Below are 13,097 nucleotides of genomic sequence, written 5' to 3'. Positions count from 1 at the left end.
GCCAGCATGATCATCTGCAGACCGGGCAAAAAGACGCGGATCACGCCTGGCCGAAGCCGGTGCCAGCGAATATCCTGAGACTTTGTATACAGAAACAGGAGAACGATGATGCCCGGCCTGCTCCCCGATGTCGATCCCGACGGCCTGCTGGAGTATTCGGTGGTCTATACCGACCGCTCGCTGAATCACATGTCGCAGGCCTTCCAGGGCGTGATGCGTGACCTGTCGCACTCGCTGAAGGCCGTCTACCGGGCCGACGCCGTGGCCATCGTCCCCGGCAGCGGTACCTTCGGCATGGAAGCGGTGGCCCGCCAGTTCGCCACCGGCAGGCGCTGCCTGGTGATCCGCAACGGCTGGTTCAGCTATCGCTGGACGCAGATCTTCGAGATGGGCGACATTCCCGCCGACAGCCACGTCCTCAAGGCGCGCCGTCAGGGCGAAGGCGCGCAGGCCCCCTTCGCCCCGGCGCCGATCGACGCGGTGGTGGCGACGATCCGCGAGGAGCGGCCCGACCTGGTCTTCGCGCCCCACGTCGAGACCGCCTGCGGCATGTTGCTGCCGGACGACTATCTCGGGCGCCTTGCCGAGGCCGTCCACGAGGTCGGCGGGCTGCTGGTCCTCGACTGCATCGCCTCGGGCACCCTCTGGGTCGACATGCAGGCCACCGGCGTCGACATCCTGATCAGCGCCCCGCAGAAGGGCTGGAGTGCATCACCCTGCTGCGGCCTGGTGATGCTGAGTGCCGAGGCGCGGCGGCGCATCGATGCCACCACCAGCACCAGCTTCGCCGCCGATCTGCGCAAGTGGCTGTCGATCATGGAAGCCTACGAGAACGGTGGCCACGCCTACCACGCGACCCTGCCCACCGACGGTCTGACACGGCTGCGCGACGTGATGCACGAGGCCGAAGCCTACGGGCTGGAGCGCCTGCGCGAGGCGCAGTGGGCGCTTGGCGAGCGGGTTCGTGCCCGGCTCGTCGAGCGCGGCTTCCCCAGCGTGGCGGCCGAGGGTTTCCAGGCCCCCGGGGTGGTGGTCAGCTACACCGACGATACAGGCGTCGCGGGCCGATTCAAGGACGCCGGCTTGCAGGTCGCCGCAGGCGTGCCACTGATGTGCGACGAAGGTGACGACTTCGCCACCTTCCGCATCGGCCTGTTCGGCCTCGACAAGCTCTACGACGTCGAACGCAGCGTGGCCACCCTGGAACGCGCGCTGGAGCGCGTTACCGGCTGAGCTAACGCGCGGGGCCGGCCGCTTCCTCCGGTCCCGCGCAGCCGCTTCGGCTCAGGCGGCGCGCTCGCCGCCCAGCACCCCATTGGCCTTCGCCCGATGGATGGCGATGGCGTCCATCAGCGACGGCGACAGGCAGTCGTAGGGCTCGAGCCCGAGCTCCTCGAGACGCGCGCGGACATTGGCCATGTTCTGCGGATCCGCCCCCGACTCGATGATCGACGAGACATAGGCGGCGAAGGTCGGTGGCGCCCAGCCGGTCTCGCGGGAAAGCTCGGGGTGGATGAAGTCGAGCCCGTGGAAGGGATGCGCGGTATCCTCGATGCGTCCGAACAGATGCACGCCGCACTCCCGGCAGGCGTGACGCTGGATCGCTGCCTGCTCGTCGGCGATCTCGAGCTTTTCCTCGTGGGCGAGCACGCTGACGCTCTCGCGCGGCACCACGGCAACCATCGAGAACAGCGCGCCGGCGGGCTTCCAGCAGCGCGTGCAGCCACAGACGTGGTTGTGCATGCACTGTTCGTGTACCGCCACCACGACCTGATGCTCGGCACAGTGGCAGACCAGGGCGCCCCCCGCGAAGTCGTCGCTTGCCGGCGGCATGCCCTCGTCAACCACCGGATGAATCCTGACCTCGTCGCTCATCTCGCTCCCTCCTCGAGACCGCGAGGCCCGTCCCCGCGTTGCCCTCAGTGTAGACAGCGGGCACATTGCCGCGACAACGAAAAAAGCCACACGCCGGAGCGCATGGCTTTCGAGAGCACGGGAAGCCGGGCGACACTGCCGTCAGCGCAGCGACGTCCACAGCACCGGCGAGCCGGGCAACTGGAAGTCGATCGACATCATCACGCTCAGCGCGGTGATGGTGAAGATCGAGAAGACGAAGACCTTCTTCGCCCAGGCCTCGTCGTTGCCGGCACGATAGCCGGTCAGCGCCATGTACAGCCAGTAGCCGCCCATGGCCGCGGCGATGATGAAATAGCCGTAACCGGCGTAGCCGGTGAGGCTCAGCATCAGCGTGGCGGCCAGGAAGGCGAGGATGTAGCCGGTGATGTAGTGCTTGGCGGTCTTCACCCCCCTGAGCACCGGCAGTACCGGAATCGACGCCGCGCGATAGTCCTTGAAGCGGAAGATGGCGATGGCGTACGAGTGCGGCATCTGCCACAGGCAGAAGATCAGCAGCAGGGTCAGTGCGCCGAGGTCGAACCGGTTGCTCACGGCGACGTAGCCGACCACCGGCGGTGCGGCGCCGGACAGGCTGCCCACCAGGGTGCCGTAGACCGAATGGCGTTTCAGGTAGAGGCTGTAGAGCCCCACGTAGACGCCGAACCCGAGCGCCGCGAACAGCACGGCCAGAAGGTTGGTTCCCCAATACAGGACCGCGAAACCGGCGATACCCAGCAGCGTGGCGAAGACCAGCGTGGCGCGCGGCGAGACCAGCCCCTGGACGAGGACCCGATCCTGGGTCCTCTCCATCAGACGGTCGATGTCGCGGTCGATGTAGTTGTTGAACGCGCATCCCGAAGCGATCACCAGGGCCAGCCCGACCACCGTGGCGAGCAGGAGCGTGAAGTCCACGTCCCCCCGCGAGGCGAGGAAGAACCCCCCCGCCACGGAGATCAGGTTGCCGAAGATGATTCCCGGCTTGGTCAGGGAATAGTAGCGCTTGATCATCACGATCAGGTCGCTCACATCGTATTGATCATAAGATTGTGCATGATCCAGATCGAACCCCCGACGATCAGCACGAGGATGGACAGCGCGAAGACGATCGAGATCAGGTTCCAGCCCTCTTCCGACTTGCTGTCCAGGTGCATGAACATGATCAGCTGCACGAGTACCTGCAGCACCGCCATGATCAGGATCGTGATCAGGGTCGCCGAGGTGCTGAAGCCACCGCTCATCACCATGCCGAACGGGATGACCGTCAGCACGATCGACAGGATCAGACCGGTGATGTAGGTCTTGGTGCTGCCGTGGCTGGCACCACCGGGTGCGGTGTGTGAACCACTCATATCAGAGTACTCCCATCAGATAGACGATGGTGAACACGCAGATCCAGACGATGTCCAGGAAGTGCCAGAACAGGCTCAGGCACATGATCCGCGGCCGCGTCGTGGGGGTCAGACCCTTGGTGGAAACCTGATAGACCATCACCAGGATCCAGATCAGCCCGAAGGTCACGTGGGTCCCGTGGGTCCCGACCAGGGTGAAGAACGACGACAGGAAGGCGCTGCGATCCGGACCGAAGCCTTCGACGATCAGGTGATGGAATTCGTAGATCTCCATCCCCACGAAGCCGGCACCCAGCAGGAAGGTGATCACCAGCCAGTTGCGGACCTGGGCGGCCTTGTCGTCGTTCATCGCCAGTACGGCCATGCCGTACGTGAAACTACTGAACAGCAGCAGGAAGGTCTCGACCAGCACGAACGGCAGTTCGAAGATCTCCCCCGGCGTGGGGCCGCCGGCCGTGTTCGGCGAGAGCACGGCATAGGCGGCGAAGAGTGACCCGAAGATGATCAGGTCGCTCATCAGGTAGATCCAGAAGCCGAAGACCTTGGTGTCCCCGGCGTCGTGGTGCTCATGCTCGTGAGCATGAGCGTCGTGGTTGGTAAGAGTATCGGTTGCCATGATTACGCCTGCATCTCCAGCCGTTTATGGTGCTCGCGCTCGATGCGTTCGACTTCCGCCGCGGGGACGTGGTAGTCGATGTTCTCGTTGAAGATCCGCATCAGGAAGGCCACGAACATCCCGGCGGCGCTCAGCCCGGCCAGCCACCAGATGTGCCAGATCAGAGCGAAGCCCAGCACGATGCTGATGATGCCCATGATCGGACCCGCCGCGGTGTTCTTCGGCATGTGCACGTCGCTGTAATGCGTCGGTGCCTGCGCGGTGAAGCCTTCCTGCTTCTTCATCTCCCAGAAATGGTCGATGGAGTTGACTTCCGGCAGATGCGCGAAGTTGTAGTACGGGGGCGGTGAGGACACGGCCCACTCCAGGGTCCGGCCATCCCACGGGTCACCGGTGAGATCGGCGTTCTTCTTGCGATCACGGATACTGACGATCAACTGGATCACGGTGCAGGCGATGCCCAGCAGGATGATGAAGGCACCGACCCAGGCGACCAGCATCAGCGGCTGCCACTCGGTGTTCTCGTAGGACTGCATGCGACGCATGGCACCGTAGAAGCTCAGCACGTACAGCGGCATGAAGGCCATGTAGAAACCGACCAGCCAGCACCAGAAACTGCGCTTGCCCCACTTCTCGTCGAGCTTGAAGCCGAACGCCTTGGGGAACCAGTAGGCGTAACCCGCCAACATGCCGAACACCACGCCGCCGATGATCACGTTGTGGAAGTGCGCGATCACGAACAGGCTGTTGTGGAGCACGAAGTTGGCACCCGGCACGGCCAGCATCACACCGGTCATGCCACCCAGGGTGAAGGTGATGATGAAGCCCACGGTCCACAGCACCGGGGAGGTGAACTGGACCCGCCCGCGATACATGGTGAACAGCCAGTTGAATATCTTCACGCCGGTGGGTATCGCGATGATCATCGTGGCGATCCCGAAGAAGGCGTTGACGTTAGCGCCGGCACCCATGGTGAAGAAGTGGTGCAGCCAGACGATGAACGACAGGAAGGTGATCGCCACCGTCGCCCAGACCATGGTGTTGTAGCCGAACAGGCGCTTCTTGGAGAAGGTCGCGATGACCTCCGAGAACACACCGAAGGCCGGCAGGATCAGGATGTACACCTCCGGGTGGCCCCAGGCCCAGATCAAGTTGACGTACATCATCTGGTTGCCGCCCATGTCATTCGTGAAGAAATGCATGCCCAGATAGCGGTCCAGCGTCAGCATCGCGATGGTCGCCGTGAGGATCGGGAACGAGGCGATGATCAGCACGTTGGCGCACAGCGCGGTCCAAGTGAAGATCGGCATGCGGAACAGCTTCATGCCCTTGGTACGCATCTTCATGATGGTGACGAAGAAGTTGATACCGGTCAGGGTCGTGCCGATCCCCGATATCTGCAACGCCCATATCCAGTAGTCGACGCCGACCCCCGGACTGTATTGCAACTCCGACAATGGCGCATAGGCCAGCCAGCCGGTCTTGGCGAATTCGCCGACCACCAGCGAGATGTTGACCAGCACGACACCCGCGGCGAACAGCCAGAAGCTCAGGTTGTTCATGAACGGGAAGGCCACGTCGCGCGCGCCGATCTGCAGCGGCACCACCAGGTTCATCAGGCCGATGACCATGGGCATGGCGACGAAGAAGATCATGATCACGCCGTGGGCGGTGAAGATCTGATCATAGTGGTGCGGCGGCAGATAGCCTTCGGCACCGCCGGCGGCCAGGGCCTGCTGGGTACGCATCATGATCGCGTCGGCGAAGCCGCGGATCAGCATGACCAGCGCCACCAGGAAATACATGATGCCGATCTTCTTGTGATCGATGGAGGTGATCCACTCCGACCACAGATAGCCCCACTTGCGATAGTAGGTGAGTCCGCCGACGATCAGCGCGCCGACGAGAGCGATCACCGTGGCCGTGACCATGATGATCGGCTCGTGGAACGGGATCGCCTCGAGAGTGAGTTTTCCGAACATAACGTTACTCCGCTGCCTCCGCGCTCATGGACGTTTCGCCATGCTCTCCGGCATGCTCGTCGCGACCACCGTTTCCGTAACGGAAGCTGTCGATGATGTCTTGATAGAGTTCCGGTGAAACGCTCGAGAAGTACTGGACCGGTGCATCTTCGGTCGGCTTGGCCAGCTTCCGGTACCCGTCGGGGTACGCCAGGGTATCCGCCCCGCCACGCACCTTGTCGACCCACGCCTGGAAGTCCTGCTCGGACGTGACGTGCGTATCGAAGGTCATCTCGGCGAAGCCTTCACCGCTGAAGTTGGTGGAACGACCGGTATAGACGCCCTTCTCGTTGGCAACCAGGTAGACGTCGTTGTCCATGCCGGCCATGGCATAGATCTGACTACCCAGCGCGGGCACCATGAAGGAGTTCATCACCGATCCCGAGGTCACGCGGAAGTGCACCGGCTTGTCCACCGGCAGCGCGAGCTCGTTGACCGTGGCGATACCCTGCTCCGGATAGATGAACAACCACTTCCAGTCGAGCGCGACGACCTCGACCTGCAGCGTGTCCTCCTTGTCGGCGATCGGCTTGTGCGGGTCGAGCGAGTGCGAGGTGTTCCAGGTGAGGATCGCCAGGAAGACGATGATCACGCAGGGGATCAGCCACACGACCACTTCGATCGCGTTGGAGTGCGACCACTCCGGCGCGTACTTGGCCATCAGGTTGGAATGACGATACCGCCAAGCGAAAAGGATCGTCATCACGATTACCGGGATAACGACGATCAGCATCAAGCCGAAGGCCGTCAGAATCAGCGACTTGAGCTCGTTGCCGATCTCCCCCTTGGGATCCATCAATGCCGACCCGCAACCACTCAGCAATAGCGGCAGCAGAAGCGGCAAGATGTTGAAAATACGCGGGTATTTCTTTTTCCTCATCTCACGACCTCGTCAGAGCATGGAGACGGCCATCGGCCGAGACCGTTGCCAGTACACCTAGCGGGAGGGGCTAGCGCAACAACGGGTTGCCACGACGCCTGTTCGGCAAGTCGACAGGGCGGGAGCGCTGTCCGGCAGACGCTGTCAGAGATGGCGTGCTGGCGGAAATCCAGCGAGCGTCGATGGCCGGTCTGCCCTTGCCGCAGAACGCGCGCATTGTCTGTGAATGGCTGATGAATGAGAAGGGACGATTTGCCGCAGGGGTGCGCATCTTGACGAAAGTACGCCAAAAGTATAAGGCAGCGACCGTGAAAAGCGACGCCGGATGGCCCCGGCGCTCCCGCTATGACAGACCGTTCCCCGTCGGGTTCCCGATCAGGCGATCATCACCCGTGGCAGGCCCCGGGATTCGCGGGTCGACAGCTGGCGCCCCGCCTCGCTGTCGGTGACGATCACGTCGAACTCGTCGAGGGTGGCGAAGTACGCCGGGCGCACGACGCCGAACTTGCTGTCGTCGGCGACCAGGATGCGCCGCTCGGCATTGGCGATCGCCGCCTGCTTGGGCCCCACCTCGTGGAAGTGGAAACAACTGGCGCCCTTGTCGACGTGTACCCCGGCCGCCGAAATGAAGGCCTTGTTGATCCCCAGGCGGCGGATCGCCGCCGCCATGTCGTCGCTCTCGAACGACGACGAGGCGGCATGGAAGAGCCCGCCGAGCAGCACCAGCCGGACATTGGAGAGATGACTCACCGCGTTGGCCACGTTGAGGGCGTAGGTGACCACCGTCAGCTGTCGCTCCGGAGCGAGCATGCCCACCAGCGGCAGCAGGGTGGTGCCGCAGTCGATGAACAGGGTGTCGCCCTCCTCGATGAACGACGCCGCCCGCTGACACAGACGCTTCTTGGCCAGGGGGTGGCTACCCTTCTGCTCGTCGAGGTCGTAGAGCGGCGCGAACTGCGGATCGTTGGCCATCACCAGCCGGCCGCCCAGGAAGGTCATGGTGCCCTCGCTGGCGGCCACGTCGCGGCGAATGGTCATCTCCGAGACCCCGCACAGTCGCGCGGCGTCGGACAGATGCAGGGTCCCCCCCTGGGCCAGCGCCTCGCGCAGACGCGCCAGACGCAATGCACTGCGGCCCTTCATTGGCGTTTCTCTCCTCGAGCTGGGTCGTCGTCACGAGCGATTGTTGCGCACATCCCGGCAAATGCCCAGCGCCCGGCCGGTGCCGACGTTGGGCGGATTGACAGCCCGTACGGGATGCGATTAAAAATGTGATAAAAATAACATTCACTGTTAGGTTACTAACACCGACATTCGACGCCCGACCTCGTCCCCGGCGTCATGTCCCGAAGATCACAACGACAATCACGAGGATCCCCCGATGATCGCCCCGCTTGCCCGGCCTGCCGTGATGGCGCTTCCCGCCATCGGTGCAGCGTCACCGCCCCTGTCGCCGGCCGCGACGCGCCGTGCGTCGACCCCCTATAATCCCGGCCGGACGAGGCTTGCCGCCTCGGCTGTCGCCACTTCATCGTCACGCTGCAACTAGGGACGCCCCATGACAATAATCATGAGTCTGGTCGGGATGGCTACGCTGATCCTGATCGCCGTACTGTTTTCTTCCAGCCGTCGCTCGATTCGCCTGCGCACCGTCGGCGGTGCCTTCGCCATTCAGGCCGGTGTCGGCGCCTTCGTGCTCTACGTGCCCTTCGGCCAGACGGTCCTCAAGACCATCTCGGATGCGGTCAGCCAGGTGGTGACCTATGCCGACGACGGCATCAACTTCCTGTTCGGCAGCCTCGCCGACCCGGGCAGCGGCGTGGGCTTCATCTTCGCCATCAAGGTACTGCCGGTGATCATCTTCTTCTCGTCGCTGATCGCCGTCCTTTATTACCTGGGCATCATGCAGTGGGTGATCCGCATCCTCGGCGGCGCCCTGCAGAAGGTGCTGGGTACCTCGCGTACCGAGTCGATGTCGGCCACCGCCAACATCTTCGTCGGCCAGACCGAGGCCCCGCTGGTGGTCCGTCCCTTCATCGCCAACATGACCCGCTCCGAGCTGTTCGCGGTGATGTGCGGCGGGCTGGCCTCGGTGGCCGGCTCGGTACTGGGCGGCTATGCCGCGCTGGGCATCCCCATGGAGTATCTGGTGGCCGCCTCGTTCATGGCCGCGCCGGGCGGGCTGCTGTTCGCCAAGATCCTGATGCCCGAGACCGAGAAGCCGGACGACGATACCGCCCACGTCGAGCAGATCGAGGCCGAGGACAAGCCGTCCAACGTGCTCGATGCCGCCGCCGGCGGCGCCTCGTCGGGCCTGCAGCTGGCCGCCAACGTCGGCGCCATGCTGCTCGCCTTCATCGCCCTGATCGCACTGATCAACGGCCTGCTCGGCGGCATCGGCGGCTGGTTCGGCATGGACGACCTGAGCCTGGAGATGATCCTCGGCTGGCTGTTCTCGCCGCTGGCCTTCCTGCTCGGCATTCCCTGGAACGAGGCCAACGTGGCCGGCTCCTTCATCGGCCAGAAGCTGGTGGTCAACGAGTTCGTTGCCTACGTCAACCTCGCCCCCTACATCAGCGGCGAGCAGGTGGTCGCCGCCACCGGCGAGGCGATGAGCGCCCACACCAAGGCGGTGCTGTCGTTCGCGCTGTGCGGCTTCGCCAACCTGTCGTCGATCGCCATCCTGCTCGGCGGGCTGGGCAGCATGGCGCCCAACCGGCGCCACGAGATCGCCAGTTTCGGCCTCAAGGCGGTGCTTGCCGGCACCCTCTCGAACCTGATGTCCGCGGTGATCGCCGGCTTCTTCATCAGCCTCGCCGGCTGAGCCGCCGCCACCCATGACCACCAGCGCCCGCCGGGAACGCCGGGCCTCACCCGGCGGTCGCGTCCCTCGGGACCATGACGCGACCGCCGGGGCACGCTTCACCCCCGATTTGCACGCCATGCCAACACGGAACCCACTCATGACAGACATCCAGCAGGTCGCTCGTCGGGCTCTCGCCCTGATGGACCTGACCAGCCTCAACGACGACGACGATGACACGCGCATCGACGCGCTGTGCCGCCAGGCGGACACGCCGGCCGGCGCTCCCGCCGCGGTGTGCATCTACCCGCGTTTCATCGCCGTCGCCCGCCGATCGCTCGAGGCCGCCGGCCTTGCCGGACGGGTCGGGATCGCCACCGTCACCAACTTTCCCGACGGCAGCGACGACGTCGCCCGCGCCGAGCGCGAGACCCGCGAGGCCATCGCCGCGGGTGCCGACGAGGTCGACGTGGTCTTCCCCTACCGCGCGCTGATGGCCGGCGACGCGCGCGTCGGCGAACGGCTGGTCGCCGCTTGCAAGGCCGCCTGCGGCGACAAGTGCCTCAAGGTGATCGTCGAGAGCGGCGAGCTCACCGATCCCGCGCTGATCCGCCAGGCCAGTCGCATCGCCATCGCGGCCGGCGCCGATTTCATCAAGACCTCCACCGGCAAAGTGGCCGTCAACGCCACCCTCGAGGCCGCCGAGATCATGCTCACGGCGATCCGCGACAGCGGTCGCGACGTGGGCTTCAAGGCCGCCGGCGGCGTGCGCAGCGCCGAGGACGCCGCGACCTACCTGGCGCTGGCCGCCGAGCTGATGGGCGACGCCTGGATCACCCCGGCCCACTTCCGCTTCGGCGCCTCGAGCCTGCTCGGCAACCTGCTCGAGACACTCGACCTGGGCAGCGGCGAGACGCACTCGGGAGGCTACTGATGCTCACCGCCGAGATCATCCGCGCCAAGCGCGACGGCCGCGAACTCGACGCCGCGGCGATCCGCCGGTTCGTCACCGGCATCGCCGACGGCAGTGTGGGCGACGAGCAGATCGGCGCCTTCGCCATGGCCGTCTATCTCAACGACATGACCACGCCGGAACGCATCGCCCTCACCGAGGCGATCCGCGACTCCGGCGAGGTCCTCGACTGGACGACGCTCGACCTGCCCGGCCCGGTGATCGACAAGCACTCCACCGGCGGCGTCGGAGACGTGGTATCGCTGATCCTCGGCCCTTGGGTGGCGGCCTGCGGCGCCCACGTGCCGATGATCTCGGGCCGCGGCCTGGGCCACACCGGTGGCACCCTGGACAAGCTCGAGGCGATCCCCGGCTACGACGTCACTCCCGATCCGGCGCGCTTTCGCGAGCTGGTGCGTGACGCCGGCGTGGCGATCATCGGTCAGACCGGCCAACTCGCCCCGGCCGACAAGCGCTTCTACGCGGTCCGCGACGTCACCGCCACCGTCGAGTCGATCCCGCTGATCGTCGCCTCGATCCTCGGCAAGAAGCTCGCCTGCGGGCTCGAGGCGCTGGTCATGGACGTCAAGACCGGCAACGGCGCCTTCATGCCGACGCACGCCCAGTCCCAGGCGCTGGCCCGGGCGATCGCCACCATCGCCACCGGCGCCGGCACGCCGACCACCGCGCTGATCACCGACATGGAGCAGGTGCTGGCGGCGAGCGCCGGCAACGCCGTCGAGGTTCGCGAGGCGCTCGCCGTGCTGCGCGGCGAGGCCGCCGACAGCCGCTTGTATCGGGTCACCCGGGCGCTGGCCGTGGAGATGCTCAAGGCCGGCCGTCTGGCCGCCGCCGACGACGAGGCCGGCGAACGGCTCGACCGCGCGCTGGCCTCCGGCGGCGCCGCCGAGCGCTTCGCGCGCATGGTCGCGGGGCTCGGCGGGCCGCACGACATCGTCGAGGCCACCGACCGGCACCTGCCCGAGGCACCGGTCGTTCGCGCGGTGCACGCCGAGCGGGCCGGCCGAGTCGCCGCCATGGACACCCGCGCGCTGGGCATGGCGGTGGTCGAGCTGGGTGGCGGCCGGCGCGTCGCCGGCGCGGCGATCGACCACGCCGTCGGCCTCAGCGAGATCGCCGCCCTCGGCGAGGCGGTCGACGGCGAACGCCCGCTGGCCGTCATCCACGCGCGAAGCGAAGCGGACTTCGCGGCGGCGGCCGAGCGCGTGCGCCGCGCCGTCACCCTCGGCGAGCCCGGCGCGCCGCGCCCGCTGATTCACGAGATCATTCGCCCGGACGACGCGCCTGCCGGGCAGGGGGAAAGGTCATGAAACGCGCCATCGTGCTGGTTCTCGATTCCTTCGGCATCGGTGCGGCCGAGGATGCCGCGGCCTACGGCGACGCCGGGGCCGATACCCTGGGCCACATCGCCGCCGCCTGCGCGCGCGGCGAGGCCGACAACGCCGACCGCTCGGGGCCGCTGCAGCTGCCCAACCTGGCACGCCTGGGGCTGTTTCACGCCCACCACGAGAGCACCGGCGCCTGGGCCGAGGGCATCACCCCGCCCGCCGAGGTGATCGGCGCCCATGGCCATGCCCGGGAGATATCCACCGGCAAGGACACCCCCTCCGGCCACTGGGAGATCGCCGGCGTGCCGGTGCGCTTCGCCTGGGGCTATTTCGAGGAGCGCGAGGCGAGCTTTCCCGCCGACCTGCTCGAGCGGCTGATCGACGCCGCCGACCTGCCCGGCGTGCTCGGCAACTGCCACGCCTCGGGGACCGAGATCATCGCCCGGCTCGGCGCCGAGCACATCGCCAGCGGTAAGCCGATCGTCTACACCTCGGCGGACTCGGTGTTCCAGATCGCCGCCCACGAGCGCCATTTCGGCCTCGAGCGGCTCTATCGGCTGTGCGAGCTGGCCCGCGAGGCGCTCGAACCCTACAACATCGGCCGGGTCATCGCCCGCCCCTTCGTCGGCGAGACGCCCGAGACCTTCGACCGCACCGGCAACCGTCGCGACTACGCCGTCGAGCCGCCCTCGCCCACCGTGCTGCAGAAGCTCGCCGAGGCCGGCGGCGAGGTGGTGTCGATCGGCAAGATCGCCGACATCTACGCGCACTGCGGCATCACCCGCAAGATCAAGGCCGACGGCCACGCGGCGCTGTTCGACGCCACCCTGGCCGAGGTCGCGCGCGCCGAGGATCGCACCCTGGCGATGACCAACTTCGTCGACTTCGACATGCGCTACGGTCATCGCCGCGACGTCGCCGGCTATGCCGCGGCGCTCGAGGCCTTCGACGCCCGGCTGCCGGAACTGCTCGCGCGCCTCGCCCCCGAGGACCTGCTGATCCTCACCGCCGACCACGGCTGCGATCCGACCTGGACCGGCAGCGATCACACCCGGGAACACGTCCCGGTACTGACGCTGGGCGCCGGCCTCGTCCCCGGCTCGCTGGGCGCGCGCGAGACCTTCGCCGACATCGGCCAGACGCTCGCCGCCTACTTCGGGCTCGAGCCGATGGACGACGGCCGTGGCTTCCTCGATACCGCTCCCCACTCCCAGACCGCATGAGGTAATCC

12 protein-coding genes are annotated in these 13,097 nt (G+C 66.2%); 5 read left to right on the top strand and 7 right to left on the bottom strand.

Going from position 1 to position 13,097, the window contains the following annotated elements:
• Nucleotides 1-108 precede the first annotated feature (108 nt).
• On the top strand, nt 109-1,233 hold the full coding sequence (locus tag D0901_RS04435) for an aminotransferase class V-fold PLP-dependent enzyme (RefSeq protein WP_129139088.1): 1,125 nt from the start codon (nt 109-111) through the stop codon (nt 1,231-1,233).
• 51 nt (nt 1,234-1,284) lie between these two features.
• Here D0901_RS04435 and gfa read toward each other — a convergent pair whose 3' ends face one another.
• The 7 genes from gfa to D0901_RS04400 all read right to left on the bottom strand — a co-directional run bounded on the left by gfa (nt 1,285) and on the right by D0901_RS04400 (nt 7,905).
• Nucleotides 1,285-1,875, bottom strand: a complete 591-nt coding sequence (gene gfa / locus D0901_RS04430; protein ID WP_129139087.1) for an S-(hydroxymethyl)glutathione synthase — start codon at nt 1,873-1,875, stop codon at nt 1,285-1,287.
• 141 nt (nt 1,876-2,016) lie between these two features.
• Nucleotides 2,017-2,904 (bottom strand): heme o synthase, encoded by an 888-nt coding sequence (gene cyoE / locus D0901_RS04425; RefSeq protein ID WP_129139190.1) that lies wholly within the window; start codon nt 2,902-2,904, stop codon nt 2,017-2,019.
• Nucleotides 2,905-2,918: 14 nt separating this feature from the next.
• Nucleotides 2,919-3,245: a cytochrome o ubiquinol oxidase subunit IV gene (cyoD, locus tag D0901_RS04420; RefSeq protein WP_129139086.1), complete on the bottom strand. Its 327-nt coding sequence runs from the start codon at nt 3,243-3,245 to the stop codon at nt 2,919-2,921.
• Nucleotide 3,246: 1 nt separating this feature from the next.
• Nucleotides 3,247-3,861: a cytochrome o ubiquinol oxidase subunit III gene (locus D0901_RS04415; RefSeq protein WP_129139085.1), complete on the bottom strand. Its 615-nt coding sequence runs from the start codon at nt 3,859-3,861 to the stop codon at nt 3,247-3,249.
• Nucleotides 3,862-3,863: 2 nt separating this feature from the next.
• The gene (cyoB, locus tag D0901_RS04410; RefSeq protein WP_129139084.1) at nt 3,864-5,843 is read right to left on the bottom strand and encodes a cytochrome o ubiquinol oxidase subunit I; all 1,980 of its coding nucleotides are present in this window, start codon (nt 5,841-5,843) and stop codon (nt 3,864-3,866) included.
• A 4-nt stretch (nt 5,844-5,847) separates the two neighbouring features.
• Nucleotides 5,848-6,762, bottom strand: a complete 915-nt coding sequence (gene cyoA / locus D0901_RS04405) for a ubiquinol oxidase subunit II (protein ID WP_129139083.1) — start codon at nt 6,760-6,762, stop codon at nt 5,848-5,850.
• A 375-nt stretch (nt 6,763-7,137) separates the two neighbouring features.
• Nucleotides 7,138-7,905, bottom strand: a complete 768-nt coding sequence (locus D0901_RS04400; protein ID WP_129139082.1) for a DeoR/GlpR family DNA-binding transcription regulator — start codon at nt 7,903-7,905, stop codon at nt 7,138-7,140.
• Between the two features lie 415 nt (nt 7,906-8,320).
• On the opposite strand from D0901_RS04400, the gene D0901_RS04395 reads away from it, so the two are divergent.
• The 4 genes from D0901_RS04395 (at nt 8,321) to D0901_RS04380 (ending at nt 13,089) form a co-directional block, all read left to right on the top strand.
• Nucleotides 8,321-9,586, top strand: coding sequence for a NupC/NupG family nucleoside CNT transporter (locus D0901_RS04395; RefSeq protein WP_129139081.1), 1,266 nt, complete (start codon nt 8,321-8,323; stop codon nt 9,584-9,586).
• A 139-nt stretch (nt 9,587-9,725) separates the two neighbouring features.
• The gene (gene deoC, locus D0901_RS04390) at nt 9,726-10,499 is read left to right on the top strand and encodes a deoxyribose-phosphate aldolase (RefSeq protein ID WP_129139080.1); all 774 of its coding nucleotides are present in this window, start codon (nt 9,726-9,728) and stop codon (nt 10,497-10,499) included.
• Nucleotides 10,499-11,848: a thymidine phosphorylase gene (gene deoA, locus D0901_RS04385; RefSeq protein ID WP_129139079.1), complete on the top strand. Its 1,350-nt coding sequence runs from the start codon at nt 10,499-10,501 to the stop codon at nt 11,846-11,848. The genes deoC and deoA overlap by 1 nt, the downstream gene beginning before the upstream one ends.
• A complete protein-coding gene (locus D0901_RS04380; protein ID WP_129139078.1) occupies nt 11,845-13,089 on the top strand; it encodes a phosphopentomutase in 1,245 nt (414 codons plus the stop codon). Before deoA ends, D0901_RS04380 begins: the two co-directional genes overlap by 4 nt.
• Nucleotides 13,090-13,097: the final 8 nt, after the last annotated feature.

This window comes from Modicisalibacter coralii, from assembly GCF_004117855.1.
Lineage (GTDB): Bacteria > Pseudomonadota > Gammaproteobacteria > Pseudomonadales > Halomonadaceae > Modicisalibacter > Modicisalibacter coralii.
This window is presented reverse-complemented; position numbering and strand designations above follow the sequence as displayed.